The organism is Mycobacterium mantenii (assembly GCF_001667865.1).
Lineage (GTDB): Bacteria > Actinomycetota > Actinomycetes > Mycobacteriales > Mycobacteriaceae > Mycobacterium > Mycobacterium mantenii_A.
In genome coordinates, this window is record NZ_LZJP01000046.1 from 163860 (window position 1) to 180613 (window position 16754).

17 protein-coding genes and 1 tRNA gene are annotated in these 16754 nt (G+C 68.2%); 12 read left to right on the forward strand and 6 right to left on the reverse strand.

Features of this window, described 5'->3' with window-relative positions; all coding sequences use genetic code 11:
- The first annotated feature begins 129 nt into the window (after nucleotides 1-129).
- The 3 genes from A5688_RS08485 to A5688_RS08490 all read left to right on the forward strand — a co-directional run bounded on the left by A5688_RS08485 (nucleotide 130) and on the right by A5688_RS08490 (nucleotide 2915).
- Nucleotides 130-2241: an ATP-dependent DNA helicase UvrD2 gene (locus tag A5688_RS08485; protein ID WP_165607463.1), complete on the forward strand. Its 2112-nt coding sequence runs from the start codon at nucleotides 130-132 to the stop codon at nucleotides 2239-2241.
- A gap of 100 nt (nucleotides 2242-2341) precedes the next feature.
- Nucleotides 2342-2500 (forward strand): hypothetical protein, encoded by a 159-nt coding sequence (locus tag A5688_RS27700; RefSeq protein ID WP_165607460.1) that lies wholly within the window; start codon nucleotides 2342-2344, stop codon nucleotides 2498-2500.
- A 142-nt stretch (nucleotides 2501-2642) separates the two neighbouring features.
- Nucleotides 2643-2915 carry a WhiB family transcriptional regulator gene (locus A5688_RS08490; RefSeq protein WP_067833225.1) on the forward strand — a complete coding sequence of 91 codons (273 nt, stop codon included), beginning with the start codon at nucleotides 2643-2645 and terminating at the stop codon, nucleotides 2913-2915.
- Nucleotides 2916-2925: 10 nt separating this feature from the next.
- On the opposite strand, the gene A5688_RS08495 is transcribed toward A5688_RS08490, so the two are convergent.
- From A5688_RS08495 to A5688_RS08505, 3 genes are all read right to left on the reverse strand, one after another.
- Nucleotides 2926-4269, reverse strand: a complete 1344-nt coding sequence (locus A5688_RS08495; protein WP_067833228.1) for a macrolide-binding ATPase MABP-1 — start codon at nucleotides 4267-4269, stop codon at nucleotides 2926-2928.
- A gap of 139 nt (nucleotides 4270-4408) precedes the next feature.
- Nucleotides 4409-5275 (reverse strand): cyclodehydratase, encoded by an 867-nt coding sequence (locus A5688_RS08500; protein ID WP_067907710.1) that lies wholly within the window; start codon nucleotides 5273-5275, stop codon nucleotides 4409-4411.
- Nucleotides 5276-5310: 35 nt separating this feature from the next.
- Nucleotides 5311-6705: a zinc-dependent metalloprotease gene (locus tag A5688_RS08505; protein WP_165606918.1), complete on the reverse strand. Its 1395-nt coding sequence runs from the start codon at nucleotides 6703-6705 to the stop codon at nucleotides 5311-5313.
- 103 nt (nucleotides 6706-6808) lie between these two features.
- Here A5688_RS08505 and A5688_RS08510 point away from each other — a divergent pair, with 103 nt between their 5' ends.
- Together A5688_RS08510 and A5688_RS08515 are read left to right on the forward strand one after the other, a co-directional pair.
- Nucleotides 6809-7831 (forward strand): YlbL family protein, encoded by a 1023-nt coding sequence (locus A5688_RS08510; RefSeq protein ID WP_067833304.1) that lies wholly within the window; start codon nucleotides 6809-6811, stop codon nucleotides 7829-7831.
- Nucleotides 7832-7905: 74 nt separating this feature from the next.
- On the forward strand, nucleotides 7906-10896 hold the full coding sequence (locus A5688_RS08515; protein ID WP_068268117.1) for a UPF0182 family protein: 2991 nt from the start codon (nucleotides 7906-7908) through the stop codon (nucleotides 10894-10896).
- A 3-nt stretch (nucleotides 10897-10899) separates the two neighbouring features.
- On the opposite strand, the gene A5688_RS08520 is transcribed toward A5688_RS08515, so the two are convergent.
- Nucleotides 10900-11889, reverse strand: coding sequence for a GlxA family transcriptional regulator (locus A5688_RS08520; protein ID WP_207546625.1), 990 nt, complete (start codon nucleotides 11887-11889; stop codon nucleotides 10900-10902).
- 103 nt (nucleotides 11890-11992) lie between these two features.
- Here A5688_RS08520 and A5688_RS08525 point away from each other — a divergent pair, with 103 nt between their 5' ends.
- The 4 genes from A5688_RS08525 to A5688_RS08540 all read left to right on the forward strand — a co-directional run bounded on the left by A5688_RS08525 (nucleotide 11993) and on the right by A5688_RS08540 (nucleotide 14059).
- Nucleotides 11993-12643, forward strand: coding sequence for an HD domain-containing protein (locus A5688_RS08525; protein WP_067907719.1), 651 nt, complete (start codon nucleotides 11993-11995; stop codon nucleotides 12641-12643).
- Between the two features lie 15 nt (nucleotides 12644-12658).
- Nucleotides 12659-13354 (forward strand): nitroreductase family protein, encoded by a 696-nt coding sequence (locus tag A5688_RS08530; protein WP_067907722.1) that lies wholly within the window; start codon nucleotides 12659-12661, stop codon nucleotides 13352-13354.
- Between the two features lie 5 nt (nucleotides 13355-13359).
- Nucleotides 13360-13896, forward strand: a complete 537-nt coding sequence (locus A5688_RS08535; RefSeq protein WP_067833250.1) for a cupin domain-containing protein — start codon at nucleotides 13360-13362, stop codon at nucleotides 13894-13896.
- Between the two features lie 86 nt (nucleotides 13897-13982).
- A tRNA-Met gene (locus A5688_RS08540) sits at nucleotides 13983-14059 on the forward strand.
- Between the two features lie 43 nt (nucleotides 14060-14102).
- Here A5688_RS08540 and A5688_RS08545 read toward each other — a convergent pair.
- The gene (locus A5688_RS08545) at nucleotides 14103-14591 is read right to left on the reverse strand and encodes a glutathione peroxidase (RefSeq protein ID WP_067833253.1); all 489 of its coding nucleotides are present in this window, start codon (nucleotides 14589-14591) and stop codon (nucleotides 14103-14105) included.
- A gap of 105 nt (nucleotides 14592-14696) precedes the next feature.
- Between A5688_RS08545 and A5688_RS27705 the strand changes: the two genes are divergently transcribed.
- Together A5688_RS27705 and A5688_RS08550 are read left to right on the forward strand one after the other, a co-directional pair.
- Complete coding sequence (locus tag A5688_RS27705; protein WP_165606919.1) at nucleotides 14697-14873, forward strand: hypothetical protein; 177 nt, start codon at nucleotides 14697-14699, stop codon at nucleotides 14871-14873.
- Nucleotides 14874-15286: 413 nt separating this feature from the next.
- Complete coding sequence (locus tag A5688_RS08550; RefSeq protein WP_067833256.1) at nucleotides 15287-15694, forward strand: hypothetical protein; 408 nt, start codon at nucleotides 15287-15289, stop codon at nucleotides 15692-15694.
- Between the two features lie 24 nt (nucleotides 15695-15718).
- Here the strand turns inward: A5688_RS08550 and A5688_RS08555 are convergent, their stop codons facing one another.
- Entirely contained in the window at nucleotides 15719-16255 is a 537-nt protein-coding gene (locus A5688_RS08555; RefSeq protein ID WP_067833259.1) for a hypothetical protein, read from the reverse strand.
- A 272-nt stretch (nucleotides 16256-16527) separates the two neighbouring features.
- Between A5688_RS08555 and A5688_RS08560 the strand changes: the two genes are divergently transcribed.
- Nucleotides 16528-16754: MlaD family protein (locus tag A5688_RS08560; RefSeq protein ID WP_120312502.1), on the forward strand; the 227-nt coding region annotated here is incomplete at its 3' end.

Here is a 16754-nt window from a genome sequence, read left to right on the forward strand (position 1 = left end):
TTCCGCGAAGCGGGATGCTGCCCAAATTCCTCGACTCGCCGGGGCGACACGCCCGCCCGCCGCATAAGCCCGGCGACGCGTCGGGCGCGCCGGGGGCTTCTGTCAGTATGGGAAGCCAAGATGGACGCCATGCCGACGGTCGCCGATCCATTGACAGCCGGGCTGGACGACGAGCAGCGCGAGGCCGTGCTGGCTCCCCGCGGCCCGGTCTGCGTGCTCGCCGGCGCCGGAACGGGAAAGACCCGCACCATCACGCACCGGATCGCCCAGCTGGTCGCCGGTGGTCACGTCGCGGCCGGTCAGGTGCTGGCGGTCACCTTCACTCAGCGGGCGGCGGGGGAGATGCGCTCGAGGCTGCGGATGATCGACGCCGCGGCGGGCGCGGGCGCCACCGTCGGCGCGGTCTCGGCCCTGACGTTCCACGCGGCCGCCCACCGGCAGTTGCGGTACTTCTGGCCGCGGGTGGTCGGTGACACCGGTTGGCAGCTGCTGGACAGCAAGTTCGCCGTCGTGGCGCGGGCTGCCGGCCGCGCCCGGATCAACGCCAGCACCGACGACGTCCGCGACCTGGCCGGCGAGATCGAGTGGGCCAAGGCGTCGCTGATCGGGCCGGAGGAATACCCCGCCGCGGTGGCAGCCGCCGCGCGGGACATCCCGATGGACGCCGCCCGGGTCGCCGCCGTCTACACCGCCTACGAGGCGCTCAAGGCCCGCGGCGACAACGTCACCCTGCTCGACTTCGACGACCTGCTCCTGCACACCGCGGCCGCGATCGAAAACGACCCCGCGGTGGCCGAGGAGTTCCGGGACCGCTACCGCTGCTTCGTCGTCGACGAATACCAGGACGTCACGCCGTTGCAGCAGCGGGTGCTGACGGCGTGGCTGGGCGATCGCGACGACTTGACCGTGGTGGGCGACGCCAACCAGACCATCTACTCGTTCACCGGGGCCTCGCCGCGGTTCCTGCTCGACTTCTCCCGCCGATTCCCCGACGCGACGGTCGTGCGGCTGGAACGCGACTACCGCTCCACCCCGCAGGTGGTCTCGTTGGCCAACCAGACCATCGCCGCGGCGCGCGGCCGGGTCGCCGGCAGCAAGCTGCACCTGGTGGGCCAGCGGGCGCCGGGCCCGGCGCCGTCGTTCAACGAACATCCCGACGAACCGGCCGAGGCCGCCGCGGTCGCGGCGTCGATCAAGCGGCTCATCGAATCGGGCACCCCGCCGTCGGAGATCGCTGTGCTGTACCGGGTCAACGCGCAATCGGAGATCTACGAGGAGGCGCTGACCGAGGCCGGCATCGCCTATCAGGTGCGCGGCGGTGAGGGGTTCTTCAATCGTCAGGAGATCAAGCAGGCCCTGCTGGCCCTGCAGCGGGCCGCCGAGCGCGGGGGCGGCGAGCCCCTGGAGACGCCCCTGCCCGATGTGGTGCGCGCGGTGCTGGAACCGGTGGGGCTGACGGCCGAGGAGCCGGTCGGCACCCGGGCCCGGGAGCGTTGGCAAGCGCTGAGCTCGCTGGCCGAGCTGGTGGATGACGAAGTGGCCCAGCGTCCGCAGCTGGACTTTTTAGGGCTGATGGCCGAACTTCGGCTGCGCGCCGACGCCCGGCACCCACCGGTCGTGCAAGGCGTCGCGCTGGCGTCGCTGCACGCCGCCAAGGGGCTCGAGTGGGACGCGGTGTTCCTGGTGGGGTTGGCCGACGGCACGCTGCCCATCTCGCACGCGCTGGCGCACGGCGCCGAGAGCGAAGCGGTCGAGGAGGAGCGCCGGCTGCTCTACGTCGGAATCACCAGGGCCCGAATACATTTGGCGCTCAGCTGGGCGCTGGCCCGCAGGTCGGGTGGGCGCCAGGGCCGCAAGCCGTCGCGGTTCCTCAACGGCATCGCACCGCAGACGCGGGCCGATGCGGCGCCGAACAAGGCCCGGCGCCCCCGGGGCACCGCGACCCGCTGCCGGATCTGCAACAACAACCTGACCACCCCCGCGGCCGTCATGCTGCGGCGTTGTGAGACCTGCGCCGCCGACATCGACGAGGATCTGTTGCTGCGGCTCAAGGCGTGGCGGCTGGACGTCGCCAAGGAGCAGAAGGTGCCCGCCTACGTCGTCTTCACCGACAACACGCTGATCGCCATCGCCGAACTGCGGCCCGACGACGAGGAGGCGCTGATCGCGATTCCCGGCATCGGCGCCCGCAAGCTGGAGCAGTACGGGCCCGACGTGTTGGGGCTGGTGCGCGGGCGCTGACCGGTAATCCGCAGGTCAGAAAATCGGTTGTGGTCATCGGCGGCGACCGTCTACCCTCGAAACCGCAACTCGGCACTACGGAAGAAGGAGGGTGGCCACGATGATCAACGACGCGTTCGGTGTAGGCGTGGTCCGCGCGGTGCTGCCCGCGGGCACCTTCCATGCCGCACCCGCCGCCTCGGCGGCCGCGCGTAAGCATCGCGCCGCCGCCGCGACCGACGCGTCCGTAGATGTCGGGGGCCCACCGAAGGCAAGGTAAGCACCAGCCCGGTTTTCTCCCAGATGGCCACGGACCCGAAGTCACCAGGATCCGTGGCCATAGTCGTAGGTCGACACCTTTTCGACCTGGTCCGGATCACTGCCAAGGACAGCAACCCAGACCAGGAAGTAGGTGGTAGGACATGTCGGCATCGACAGTCCCTAGACAAACCCTGCCGTGTCACGTCGGCGACCCCGACCTGTGGTTCGCCGACACCCCGGCCGATCTCGAGCGGGCCAAGACGCTCTGCACCGGCTGCCCGGTCCGGCGCCAGTGCCTGGCGGCCGCGCTGGAGCGGGCCGAGCCCTGGGGTGTGTGGGGCGGCGAGATCATCGACCGCGGCTCGGTGCTGAGCTTCAAGCGGCCCCGCGGGCGTCCCCGCAAAGGCGACCGGCAGGACGGGGCCGCCGCCTGACGCGCGGGACCTAAATGACCGCGCTGTCCGGTTCGGCGAAGCCGGGAACCAGCTCTTCGGACAGCGCCTTGATCGGCACGTGGGCGTCCAGCTGGCACAGGATCGCGGCCACCGACATGATCACCCGCATCGGGATGACCAGCTTGGGTGGCAGGTCCATCTGCCGGGCCGTCCGGATCTGTGACACCGAGCGGTCGATCTCGATGGCGGACATCTTCTGCAGCCACTTACGCGTGTAGTGGAAGACCTCGACCTCGACCGGCTCGACGTACTGGCGCAGCATGTCGTCGATGTCGCGCACCGACACCTGCTGGCCTTTCTGGATGAAGCCGGCCTTCTCCATGGTCGGCAACAACAGGTCGTAGTTCTTGTCGCGGGCCAGCCGGATGCTCATCCCGAGCTCGATCGGCAGGCCGCCGGGCAACGCGGCGACGGCGCCGAAGTCGATCACGCCCATTCGGCCGTCGGGAAGCAGCATGAAGTTGCCGGGGTGGGCGTCGCCGTGCAACATGCCCAGCCGGCGCGGCGCGTCGAAGGTGAGCTCCAGCAGCCGGGTGCCCATCAGGTCACGCTGCTCGACGGTGCCGTGCCGGATGATCTCGGCCATCGGGGTGCCCTGCATCCACTCCTGGATCACCACCTTCGGCGCGCTGGCCACGATCCGCGGCACCGCGAAGTGCGGGTCGTCGTGATAGGCCTTGGCGAAGGCGCGCTGGTTCTCGGCCTCCAGCCGGTAGTCCAGTTCCATCTCGGTGCGCTCGATCAGCTCGTCGACCACGCCCTGAACGTCGGCGCCGGGCGCGAGCTGCTTGAACACCCCGACCAGGCGCTGCATGGTCTTGAGGTCGGCGCGCAGCGCCTCGTCGGCGCCGGGGTACTGGATCTTGACCGCGACCTCACGGCCGTCGGCCCACACCCCCTTGTGCACCTGGCCGATGCTGGCCGAGGCCACCGGGGTGTCGTCGAACGACGTGAACCGCTCGCGCCACTTGGTGCCCAGCTGCGCATCGAGCACCCGGTGCACCTTGGCGGCGGGCAGCGGCGGGGCATCCTTCTGCAGCTTGGTCAACGCCTCCCGGTACGGCTCGCCGAACTCCTCGGGAATCGCCGCTTCGAGCACCGAGAGCGCCTGGCCCACCTTCATCGCGCCGCCCTTGAGCTCACCCAAAACGGTGAACAGTTGGTGGGCGGCCTTTTCCAGGAGCTCGGCCTGAACCTCGTCCCGGGACTTTCCGGTCAGCCGTTTACCGAATCCGAGCGCTGCCCGGCCGGCGAATCCGACCGGAATACTGGCCAGCTTCGCGTTCCGCGCGGCACGGCCCCTTTTGATGTCTGACACACACCCATCATCCATGATGGCCAGCGCGATGTGGAGTGAGATAGACAACGCTCGTTGTCACATTCTGTCGGCGCAGCTCAGGCCCACCAATCTCCCCGCCGCGCCGTGGGCCACAACCCAAGCGCCACAACGGAAGTGCCCGCGGCACGCGCGTTCAGCAGGAGCACAACGGGTGTTTGGCCCACTGCCGCGTGACGATCGCGCCCGAGTGCAGATCGAATTCCAGGGTCGCGTTCAGCGTCTGGGGTGCTCCGGGGTCGGCCGTCGCCTCCTGCCCGTGCACGGCCGCGATCACCCGGTTCACCTGGCTGAGGGCCAGCGCCGCGGTCGCCAGCACGGTGGCCCGGTCGGCGACGCCGACGGTTTCGCGCAGCTGCGCGCAGATGGCCGGCCAGGCCGCGTCGCGGTCCCGGCGGTGCAGGTCGGCGCAGCCCAGGCAGCTGGTCACGCCCGGGATCACCAACGGACCCACCAGCCCGATGCCGTCCCGCACCCGCACCAGCAGATGCGCGACGCGCTGGTTGTGCAGATCGCGCACCATGTGCGGGTCGGCGACCAGGAAATCCGCCAACACCACCAGATCAACGTCGTCGGCCGACACCGCGGCGTGCGGCTGGCTGCTGTGCGCGATCCGGGCGCCCGAGCAGCGCAACGTCTCCACCAGCAGCTCGGAGAGGGGCCCGCGGCCGTGGATCCGCACCGAGGCCGCCCGGCCCCGCGCCCGTCCGCATTCGGTGGCCACCCCGGCATCGACCAACTGCGCGACCAGGTTTCGCAGACCCTCGGCGTCGGTCAGGCCGCGATCGAGCGCGCGGCGCTGCAGCTCCGGGAGCGGGGTCGGCGACCACATGGATCGCAGGAGCATGGCCAGCTCGGCGGCGGCCAGGCCGCCCGGCGGACGGACCAGCACCGCGCGCCGTGGATCCCAGCCCACCTGAACCGCGCCGTCGGGCCGCAGCAGCACCGGCAGCGCGGGATCCAGCGCGTAGGTGGAGAGCACGGCCTGGCCCTGCTGAGTCACCGCGCAACTGTGTCACGCGCGGGGCGGTGGCCCGGTCAGTTATCCACAGGGCCGGCGTCGGGGCCCGGTCCGTCGGGACCCTGACCCTCCCGCTCGAGTTTGGCGATGGCCTCGTCGATACCGCTGGTGTCGCCACCGATGACCCGGTCGATGAAGCCCGCCGGCTCGTCGAGGTCGTCGGCGTCGGGCAGCAGGTCGGGGTGTTGCCAGATGCCGTCGCGGGCGTCGACCCCGGCGGCCTCCGTCAGGCGCTCCCAGAACGCGGCGGCCTCCCGCATCTTGCGGGGCCGCAGCTCCAGCCCGACCAGCGTCGCGAAGGTCTGCTCGGCCGGGCCGCTGCTGGCCCGGCGGCGGCGCATCGTCTCGCCCAGTGCGGCCGCGCCGGGGATCCGGTCGCCCAGCGCGGCGGCCACCACCACCTGCACCCAGCCCTCGATCAGGGCGAGCAGCGTTTCCAGGCGTTCCAGGGCCTGCGTCTGCGCCGGCGTCGCCTTGGGCTCGAAAACGCCCTGCCCGAGCAGGTTTTCGATCGCCGCCGGATCCGACAGCGACGCCGGATTGAAGTCGCGCGCCAGCTCCTCGATTCCGGACATGTCGATCTGCATGCCCATCGCGTACGCCTCGACGGCGCCGAGCAGTTGGCTCGACAGCCACGGCACGTGGCTGAACAGCCGGTGGTGGGCGGCCTCCCGCGCGGCCAGGAACGTCAGGACCTCGCTGCGCGGCCGTTCCAGCCCGGTGGCGAACGATTCGACGGCGTCGGGCATCACCGCCGCAATTCCCTTGGGCCCCAACGGCAAACCGATGTCGGTCGACGTCAACACCTCGCGGGACAAGCGGCCGAGCGCCTGTCCGAGTTGCGAGCCGAAGGCCATGCCGCCCATCTGCGACATCATCTGCAGCAGCGGGCCGGCCATGCTCTTGGCCTCTTCGGGCAGCGACGCCGCCCATACCGTCGAAATCTGTTGGGCCATCGGGTCACACAGCCGCTTCCACGTCTCCAGTGTGTTGTCGACCCAGTCGCCGGGGGTCCAACCCACCGCCCTGGTGGTGCCCGCCGGCAGCGCCGTGGCCCCGTCCAGCCAGGTTTCGGCCAGGCGGACCGCGTCGGAGATCGCCGAGTTGGTGGTGTCGGGAACCGGCGCCACAAAGCCGATCGAATTCGTCGCGACCCGTCGCGCCAACTCGTAATTGACCGGACCCGAGGCGGTTCCGCCTTGCCCGACGGTGCCCGCGCTGCTGAACATCTGACCCAGTTGGGTGAAGATCTGCCCCAGGTCGCCCATGCCGAATTCACCGCTCATGCCGAAGGCGGCGAACGGGTCGGACGGGTTCGAGCCCGAGTCGGGATCTTTTTTCCCGCGTTTGTCGGGGTCGTCTCCGGACGAGAAGCCGAAAGGCAGGTCAGCCATACCCTCAACGGTACTCACCACGGGGTCGGACGGCGCGACCTCGGGTCAGCTTGTAGCTGAACCCGCTAGCCCGACGTTGCAGCTGAACACCGCGCCGCGGCCGCCGTCTAGTGTGATCGGCGTGAACAGGCGCATCCTGACCTTGGTGGTCGCGCTGGTGCCGATCGTGGCGTTCGGCGTGTTGCTGGCGGTGGTGACGGTGCCGTTCGTGTCGCTTGGGCCCGGCCCCACCTTCGACACGCTCGGCGAGGTCGACGGCAAGCAGGTGGTGGCGATCGAGGGCACCCAGACGCACCCGACGACCGGCCACCTCAACATGACCACGGTGTCCCAGCGCGACGATTTGACGCTGGGCGAGGCGCTGACGCTGTGGCTTTCGGACCAGGAACAGCTGGTGCCGCGCGACCTCATCTACCCGCCCGGTAAGTCGCGCGAGGATGTCGACAAGGCCAACAACGCGGACTTCAAGCAATCCGAGGACAGCGCCGCCTACGCGGCCCTGGGCTACCTCAAGTACCCGGCGGCCGTCACGGTCGCCAAAGTCCCCGAGCCGGGCCCTTCGGCGGGCAAGCTCAAGACCGGCGACGCCATCGACGCGGTCAACGGCGTCCCGGTGGCCACCGTCGACGAGTTCACCGGATTGCTGAAGAACACCAAGCCCGGCCAGGTAGCGACCATCGACTACCGCCGCAAGAACGAGCCGGCCGGCGTGGCACAGATCACGCTGGGTGCCAACAAAGACCGCGACTACGGCTTCCTGGGCGTCGCCGTGCTCGACGCGCCGTGGGCGCCCTTCACCGTGGACTTCAACCTGGCCAACGTGGGCGGCCCGTCGGCCGGCCTGATGTTCAGCCTGGCGGTCGTCGACAAATTGACCACCGGCGACCTGGCCAAGTCGAACTTCATCGCGGGCACCGGGACCATTACGGCCGACGGCAAGGTCGGCCAGATCGGCGGCATCACCCACAAGATGGTCGCCGCTCACGCGGCGGGGGCCACGGTATTCCTGGTGCCGGCGAAAAACTGTTTCGAGGCCAGCTCGGACAATCCGTCCGGTCTGCGATTGGTCAAGGTCGAGACGCTCGGCCAGGCAGTGGATGCGCTGCACGCGATCGGGTCGGGTGGGCAGCCGCCAAGCTGCTAGCGAACCTCGGCGATCACGGGTAGCGCCATGCGTAGAGTTGTCACCGTCTAGCAATCGATCAGGGAGCGTAGCCAGTGGGGATGCGGCCCACCGCACGGATGCCGAAGCTGACTCGGCGTAGCCGGATTCTGATCCTGATCGCACTGGGTGTGATCGCTCTGCTGCTCGCGGGTCCACGGCTGATCGACGCCTATGTCGACTGGCTGTGGTTCGGCGAGCTCGGCTACCGATCGGTGTTCTCCACCGTGCTGGTCACCCGGTTCGTGGTCTTTTTGATCGCCGGTCTGCTGGTGGGCGGCATCGTGTTCGCCGGGCTGGCGGTGGCCTACCGCACCCGGCCGGTGTTCGTGCCGAGCAACGACAACGATCCGGTGGCGCGCTACCGCGCCCTGGTGCTGTCCCGGTTGCGACTGGCGAGCGCCGGAATCCCGGTGGCGATCGGCCTGCTGGCCGGCATCGTCGCGCAAAGCTACTGGGTGCGCATCCAACTGTTCCTGCACGGCGGCGACTTCGGCATCAGGGACCCGCAGTTCGGCAAGGATCTCGGCTTCTACGCGTTCGAGCTGCCGTTCTACCGGCTGCTGCTCAGCTACCTGTTCGTTGCCGTCTTCCTGGCGTTCCTGGCCAATCTGTTGGCCCACTACATTTTTGGTGGCATCCGGCTGTCCGGCCGCACGGGCGCGCTCAGCCGTTCGGCGCGGATCCAACTGGTCACCCTGGTCGGGGTGCTGGTCCTGCTCAAGGCGATCGCCTACTGGCTGGACCGTTACGAGTTGTTGTCGCACACCCGCGGCGGCAAACCGTTCACCGGCGCCGGGTACACCGACATCAACGCGGTGCTGCCGGCGAAGCTGATCCTGATGGCGATCGCGCTGATCTGCGCGGCCGCGGTGTTCTCCGCGATCGTGCTCAGGGACTTGAGGATTCCGGCGATCGGGCTGGTCCTGTTGCTGTTGTCGTCGCTGATCGTGGGCGCCGGGTGGCCGTTGATCGTCGAGCAGATCAGCGTCAAACCCAATGCCGCGCAGAAGGAAAGCGAATACATCAGCCGGAGCATCGCCGCGACGCGGCAGGCCTACGGCCTGACCTCGGACCAGGTCACCTATCGCAACTACACCGGCGACGCGCAGGCCACCGCCCAGCTGGTCGCCGACGACCGCGCGACTACCTCGAACATCCGGCTGCTCGACCCGACGATCGTCAGCCCGGCGTTCACGCAGTTCCAGCAGGGCAAGAACTTCTACTACTTCCCCGATCAGCTCTCCATCGACCGCTACCAGGATCGCAACGGGGCGTTGCGGGACTACGTCGTGGCGGCCCGCGAACTCAACCCCGACCGGCTGATCGACAACCAGCGGGACTGGATCAACCGGCACACCGTCTACACCCACGGCAACGGCTTCATCGCTTCGCCGGCCAACACCGTGCGCGGAATCGCCAACGACCCCAACCAAAATGGTGGCTATCCCGAGTTCCTGGTCAACGTCGTCGGCGCCAACGGCGGCGTGGTGTCCGACGGACCGGCGCAACTCGACCAGCCGCGCGTCTACTACGGACCGGTCATCTCCAACACGTCGGCCGACTACGCGATCGTCGGGCGCAACGGCAACGACCGCGAGTACGACTACGAGACCAGCAACGAAACCAAGAACTACACCTACACCGGGGTCGGCGGCGTCCCGATCGGCGACTGGCTGTCGCGCAGCGTGTTCGCCGCCAAGTTCGCCGAGCGAAACTTCTTGTTCTCCAACGTGATCGGCTCTAACAGCAAGATCCTGTTCAACCGTGACCCAGCGCGGCGGGTGGAGGCGGTGGCGCCGTGGCTGACCACCGACAGCGCCGTGTACCCGGCGATCGTCAACAAGCGACTGGTGTGGATCATCGACGGCTACACCACGCTGGACAACTACCCGTATTCCGAACTCACCTCACTGGAATCGGCGACCGCGGACTCCAACGAGGTGGCGTTCAACAAGCTGGCGCCCGACAAGCGGGTCTCCTACATCCGCAACTCGGTGAAGGCGACCGTGGACGCCTACGACGGCACCGTCACGCTGTATCAGCAGGACGAACAGGATCCGGTGCTCAGGGCCTGGATGCAGGTCTTCCCGGGCACCGTCAAGCCCAAGAGCGACATCACCCCGGAGCTGGCCGAGCACCTGCGCTATCCCGAGGACCTGTTCAAGGTGCAGCGGATGCTGCTCGCGAAGTATCACGTCAACGATCCGGTGACGTTCTTCTCCACATCGGATTTCTGGGACGTGCCGCTGGATCCGAACCCGACGGCCAGCAGCTACCAGCCGCCGTACTACATCGTCGCGAAAAACATTGCGAAGAACGACAATACGGCGTCGTATCAGCTGACCAGCGCGATGAACAGGTTCAAGCGCGACTACCTGGCCGCCTACATCAGCGCCAGCTCCGACCCGGCGACGTACGGCCGGATCACCGTGCTGACCATCCCGGGTCAGGTCAACGGGCCCAAGCTGGCCAACAACGCGATCACCACCGATCCGGCGGTGTCCCAGGACCTCGGCGTGATCGGGCGCGACAACCAGAACCGGATCCGGTGGGGCAACCTGCTCACCCTGCCGGTGGGGCAGGGCGGCCTGCTGTACGTCGAACCGGTGTACGCCTCCCCGGGGGCCAGCGACGCGGCGTCGTCGTACCCGCGGCTGATCCGGGTGGCGATGATGTACAACGACAAGATCGGCTACGGCCCCACCGTGCGTGACGCCCTGACCGGACTGTTCGGTCCGGGTGCGGGTGCGGCGGCGACGGGCATCCAGCCCACCGAATCCGGTACGCCCGCAGCCAGTCCGCCGGCCATCACGCCGGCGCCGGCCGCGACGCCCGGATCGCCCGGATCGCCGCCGCCAGTGGCCGCACCGCCGGTGCCCGACGGATCTGTGACGCTGTCCCCGGCTAAATCCGCTGCGCTGCAAGAGATTCAGGCGGCGATCGGTGCGGCGAAGGACGCGCAGAAGAAGGGCGATTTCGCCGGCTACGGCGCGGCGCTGCAGCGGTTGGACGACGCGATCACCAAATACAACAACACCAAATAGTCATCAGGCCCCGGCCATTCCGGCCGTTCGGAACCTGTCCCGATAGGCCTTCGGGCTGATGCCCAGGTGATTGACGAAGGCCCGCCGCAGTGTTTCGATGCTGCCGAAGCCGGCCATGCCGGCGGTCTCGGTGACCGACCGGCCGGCCTCCAGCGAGTTGCGGGCGAAGTCGATCCGCACCAATTCGACGTAGCGCGCCGGGGTCATGCCCAGCTCGGATTGAAAGAGCCGGGTCAACTGGCGCGTGCTCAAGGATGCTAGGGCCGCAAGCTTTTTTACGCTGTAGTCGGCGCCGGGGTCGGCCGCGATGGCATCGGTGACGGGCCGCAGCGGCGACTGGGGCGGGGGATCGGTCTCGAGCAGCACCGAGAATTGTGACTGGCCGCCCGCGCGTTTGAGGTAGACGACCAGCCAGCGGGCCACGTCGCGGACCAGCCCTGTCCCGTAGTCCATTTCGACCAGCGCCAGCGCCAGGTCGATGCCCGACGAAATCCCGGCCGAGGTGAAGATGTCGCCGTCGCGGACGAAGATCGCGTCCGGCTCGACGGTGACATCCGGAAACGCCCGGGCCAACAACCGGGTGTCGTGCCAATGCGTGGTGGCGCGCCGGCCGCGCAGCACCCCGGCCTGCGCCAGGACGAACGAGCCCGTGCAGATGGACGCCAGGCGCCGGGTGCGTGCCGACACCGAGCGGATGGCCTCGACCAGGGCGGGATCAACCGCCCGCCGGGGCAGGTCGTCGCTGCCGGCAACCATGACGGTATCGGCGGAATCGATCGCCGCAATGCTGTCCGTGACGCCCAATCGGGCCCCGATCGAGCTGGTCACGTCGCACCCGTCCGCCGACGCGATCTTGACCTGGTAGTCGGCGCCGAACCGGTTGGCCTCGACGAAGACCTCACCCGCCCCCGCGACGTCTAACAGCGTCACCCCGTCGAAGACGACGATCACCACCACCCGCGAACGCGCTTTGGCTGCAGCCACGCAAGCCATTGTGTCGCTTTCTGTGGAGAGGACGGCCCAAACGGCACGGGTCGGATCGTCCGCGCCGCCGCACACTCATTACCGACGGCCACCGAACAAGGAGACGACCAACATGACCACCAGCTCGATCGACACCATCGCCGGCATCCACGTACCCGACACCGCGCTGGTGCGCGAGGCGACCGAATTTATCCGAGACACCGAGGACGAGTTGCTTTTCAACCATTCCCGCCGGGTGTTCTTCTTCGGCGCGCTGCGGGGCCTGCGCCGCGGACTGCAACCGGATTTGGAGCTGCTCTACGTCGGCGCGATGTTTCACGATCTCGGCCTGACGGAGCGTTACCGCGGCTCCAGCGATCGCTTCGAGGTCGACGGCGCCAACGCGGCCCGGGACTTTTTGACGGCCCACGGCGTCGACGAGGCCGGCGCCGACAAGGTGTGGCTGGGCATCGCGCTGCACACCACGCCCGGCGTGCCCGAGTTCCTCGCGCCCGAGGTCGCCCTGCTGCAGGCCGGCGTGGAAGTCGATGTGCTCGGCGTCGGGCGCGAGCAGTTGGCGCCCGAGGCGCTGGCCGCGGTGACCGCCGCCCACCCGCGCCCGGACTTCAAGAACCGGATCCTGGCGGCGTTCAACGGCGGCATGAAGCACCGGCCGCAGACCACCTTCGGCACCATGAACGACGACGTGCTGGCGCACTTCGATCCGACCTTTGAGCGCGTCGACTTCGTCGACCAGATCCTGCACAACAGCTGGCCCGAGTAGCGAAGGCGGAGAGCAATGGACATCTACGAAGCGCTGTACACCACCAGGATGATGCGGCGGTTGCGGCCGGACCCGATTCCGCTGGACACTCAGGCCCGCATCCTCGATGCGGCCGTTCGCGCCCCCAACGGGGGCAACACCCAGCGCTGGCACTTCGTGGCCGTCGACGATCCGGACCTCATCGGCGAGTTCGCGCAACTGTTCCGCAAGTCCCGCGCCCTGGAATACGAGAACTTCAGGACGGGAACGATGGTGGCCCCGGCGCCGGGTGCGGACCCGGTCGCCCACGCCGCGACCATGCGCCGGATGAAAGGCTCGGGGGATTACCTCGCCGACCATTTCGAAGAGATCCCCTTGCTGCTCTTCGTCTTTGCCATCGACGATTACGGCGGTGCCAACATCTACCCGGCGATCTGGAGTGCGTTGCTCGCCGCCCGCGCCGAAGGTGTCGGCGGCGTCATGACGATGACACTGCGCCACTTCAAGGACGAGGTGAACGAAATCCTCGGCGTACCCGTCGAGGAAGGCTGGACGATGTCGGCCATGCTGGCACTCGGTTACCCGCGGGGCAGGTGGGGCGTGGCGGCCAATCGCCGTCCCGTGCATGAGGTTTCATCCCGCAACGGCTGGGGCAAGCCGTTCGGCGTCGAGGTGCCGCAGCCGCTTTGGCCATTAAGGCATTGCGGCGCAGGGAGGTTCGGAGGAAGGTGAGTCACATGACCGAGTTGAACGACATCGGGGTGACCGTGGTGCAGCCAGGGGAGGGCGATTACGTCGCCCTGCCCGGCTTCGGAGCGGTGTTCAAACTGTCCGGCAAGACCAACGGCGGCGAGGTGTCCATCGTCGAGCACCCGTTCGCGGTCGGCTTGCTCACCGCGGCGCACCGGCACACCCGGGAGGACGAGCATTCGATCGTCCTGGCCGGTGAGATCGGCTTCCGCTCCGACGACAGCGAGGTGGTCCTGGGGCCCGGCGGCTACATCACCAAGCCCCGCGGGCAGATGCATGCGATGTGGAACGCCGGCAGCGAGCCGGGCCGCATCATCGAGGTCATCACGCCGGGCGGCTTCGAGAACTATTTCCGCGAACTCGGCGAGTTGCTCGTCGAGCACTCCGAAGACCCCGGCGGCACGCCGCTGCACGAGCTGCCCGAGTTCGGCGAGCTGGCCGACAAATACGGGCTGACGTACGGGTCGCCCGTGTGGATGGACGACATCGCGCAGCGGTATGGGTTGAACCCGCCTTCCCATTGAGGCGGGCAACGAACCGGGGCCGTTACCCCCGCTGAGCCCGCGATTTGGTCGGCGTGATGCGGGTTCGGTAACCTGGCATTCACCAACGCGGGGTGGAGCAGCTCGGTAGCTCGCTGGGCTCATAACCCAGAGGTCGCAGGTTCGAATCCTGTCCCCGCTACCAAGTAAGACGGCCCCCGGAGATTCTCCGGGGGCCGTTTTCATGTCTAGCGGGGCAACACGGCCTCGATGGCGTCGATCACCTCGGGGGCGTCGGGCTCGGTGCGGGGCCGGAACCGGTTCACCACCTCACCGCCGGGCGCGAGCAGGAACTTCTCGAAGTTCCACTGAATGTCTCCGGCCTGGCCGTCGGCGTCGGGGGTCTTGGTCAGCTCGGCGTACAGCGGGTGGCGGTCCTCGCCGTTGACGTCGGTCTTCTCCAGCAGCGGGAATGTCACGCCGTAGGTCGTGGAGCAGAACTCCTGGATCTCGTCGGCCGTGCCCGGTTCCTGGCCCATGAACTGGTTGCAGGGAACACCGACGACCGTCAGGCCGCGGTCGCCGTAATCCTTGGCCAGCTTCTCCAGCGCGGTGTATTGCGGAGTCAGCCCGCATTTGGAGGCTACGTTGACGACCAGCGTTGCGCCGTCGGACAATTCGGCCAGCGTGGTCTGCCGGCCGTCGAGGGTGGTCAAAGCGATGTCATTGAGTGTCACGTCAACGACGCTAACCCACCGTGGCCAGAAGCTCGACGGTGGTTTCGCGCCTCCGACGACCGGTTATGTAGCCATTGAGTCTGTTGGCAGCACCCAAGGAACGCCATGGACGACGGCAACCGCAGCTTGACACTCGAGGAAGTCCGCAAGACGCTCGCGCGAGCCGAGGCCGCCAGGCAGGCCGCGCGGACCGCGCGGGAAAGAGCCGCGCGCACCGTGCGGCGCGCCCATGAAATCCGGCGACGCGCCCCGGAAAAGCAAATCGCCGCGCACCGCGAATAGGGTCATAGCGCAAGCTGTTGCGTGACGGCTATGCTGCGGTTATGTCGGCTTGCGCGGTCTGTGGTGCCGGCTTCTACGGCCGCTCCGATGCCCTGTACTGCTCATCGGCATGTCGGCAAAATGCTCACCGGGTGCGCGTGGCCGACGGCGCTGCGCCGACGGCATCTCATCGCCGCCTTCGAACGCGTGCGCAATCGTGGGTCAGCCAGGCCGATCTCGACACGACCCATCGGCGGGCTCAGGCCGCGGTGAACCGGGCCCGCGAACTCTGCGGTCGCAGTGCCCAACAGCTACGCCGCGCGCAGAAGCAACTCGCCAGCCGCGGTGCCGTCACCCCGGCCCCCGGGACGTGCGCACAATGACGGCGGAACTCATCGATACGCGTGAACGGGCCAACCGTAGGCAGGTGAGCGATGGCTGAAGAATCCGGGGGCGGGCGACCAAGTTTGGCGAAACGCACCGCAAAGATCAAAAAGCGGGTGCAGGAACTTCAGCAACGCCGCGGTCAATTGGCGGCAGGCGAACGGCCATCTCCGGAATCGGTCGACCTGGCGCGTCACCGTGCCGAGGAGTCGATGCGGAATGCCAAGGACGCGCATCACGCCGCCGCCCAGCGACACGAGGAGTTGGCGCGCGCGCACGAGCGGGCGGCGAATAACTACCAGCAGGCCGCCATGCGATTCGCTATCCAAGGGGTGGACGATCCCGACCTGCTCCAAGACCAGGCCGACCAACACTGGCAGGCCGCGCACGACAACCGGTTACGGAGCATCGAGGACCGGGCGCAGGCCGACAATCCAGAACAGTCATCGTCGGGCTGACGCCCATATCGGCCGGGTCGAAGATCAGAGCCAGCCGGTGCGGGCGGCGGCGACCGGCTCGGCGGGGGCCGGGGCCAATTCGCCGTCGCGTACGCCGTCGAGCAATCGTTTCACCGCGGCGACGATCTCCGGGGCCGCCGCCGCGAGTCCGGTGGTGTCGGCTTCGCTGAACTCATCGGCGTCGACGCCGGCGCGGGCCAGGATGGCGGCCGGGTCGGCCAGCTGCTCGGTCAGCCAAGACACCGGGTCGGCGGACAGCTCGGGGACGAAGTGCCGGCGGCTGGGTTCCCAGCCGTTGAACCGCGGGTGGTGATGGGCCCGGTCCAGCGTCCCGGGCGGGCTCTCGGTGGACCCGAACAGATCCACCCGCCACACCGGGCGGGTGAAGGCGATCGGCACGCCGGCGTAGATCGAGCCCTGCGGGTCGGACCGGTCGACCAGGCGCAGTTCCAGCCTGACTCCCCGCTCCGGGGTTTCCTGACCCTCGAGCGGGGACGGGTCGATGAAATACATGTCGCCGACGACCACACCCAGGGATTCGAATCCGAACGCTGCGAGCATCGCGCACCTTCCTTGTCCTGTTTGAGGTCCTGTTTGAGCGTAGACCCGAGCCGTGGAGTCGGGTGATCATCATCACCGGCCGGGGAAGTCCGCCTATTTTGTGAACGGCGGTTCGCACAAGCACGGCCGCCACGGTACATTTCAGTGGTCTTCGCTATTGCATGTGTGTAGGGAGCCCCTGGCAGAGGCGGGGGTTGAATGCCGCGGCACCCGGACGGCCGCGGAGAGGGGCAGCTGCGGTCTTGTCGACACATTCGGGTCCCGGCTCACCCGTGCAGATCAACTCGCAGCGGACCCCGCCGTACAAGTGGATCGCCGTCGCCGTGCTTGCAGTGTGCGTGCTGATTTTGGCGTTGGTGTATGGGCAATTTCGCGGCGCCTTCACCGAAAAGACGGAGTTGACGATGTTGGCGGCGCGGGCTGGGTTGGTGATGGATCCGGGTTCGAAGGTGACTTATAACGGGGTGGAGATCGGCCGGGTGGGGTCGATCTCGGAGAC

Excerpts from the sequence above, each read along its gene's own strand:
- A5688_RS08485 (WP_165607463.1), top strand. The coding sequence starts at position 130 with ATGCCGACGGTCGCCGATCCATTGACAGCCGGGCTGGACGACGAGCAG.
- A5688_RS27700 (WP_165607460.1), top strand. The coding sequence starts at position 2,342 with ATGATCAACGACGCGTTCGGTGTAGGCGTGGTCCGCGCGGTGCTGCCC.
- A5688_RS08490 (WP_067833225.1), top strand. The coding sequence starts at position 2,643 with ATGTCGGCATCGACAGTCCCTAGACAAACCCTGCCGTGTCACGTCGGC.
- A5688_RS08495 (WP_067833228.1), bottom strand. The coding sequence starts at position 4,269 with ATGGATGATGGGTGTGTGTCAGACATCAAAAGGGGCCGTGCCGCGCGG.
- A5688_RS08520 (WP_207546625.1), bottom strand. The coding sequence starts at position 11,889 with ATGGCTTGCGTGGCTGCAGCCAAAGCGCGTTCGCGGGTGGTGGTGATC.
- A5688_RS08525 (WP_067907719.1), top strand. The coding sequence starts at position 11,993 with ATGACCACCAGCTCGATCGACACCATCGCCGGCATCCACGTACCCGAC.
- A5688_RS08530 (WP_067907722.1), top strand. The coding sequence starts at position 12,659 with ATGGACATCTACGAAGCGCTGTACACCACCAGGATGATGCGGCGGTTG.
- A5688_RS08535 (WP_067833250.1), top strand. The coding sequence starts at position 13,360 with ATGACCGAGTTGAACGACATCGGGGTGACCGTGGTGCAGCCAGGGGAG.
- A5688_RS27705 (WP_165606919.1), top strand. The coding sequence starts at position 14,697 with ATGGACGACGGCAACCGCAGCTTGACACTCGAGGAAGTCCGCAAGACG.
- A5688_RS08550 (WP_067833256.1), top strand. The coding sequence starts at position 15,287 with ATGGCTGAAGAATCCGGGGGCGGGCGACCAAGTTTGGCGAAACGCACC.
- A5688_RS08555 (WP_067833259.1), bottom strand. The coding sequence starts at position 16,255 with ATGCTCGCAGCGTTCGGATTCGAATCCCTGGGTGTGGTCGTCGGCGAC.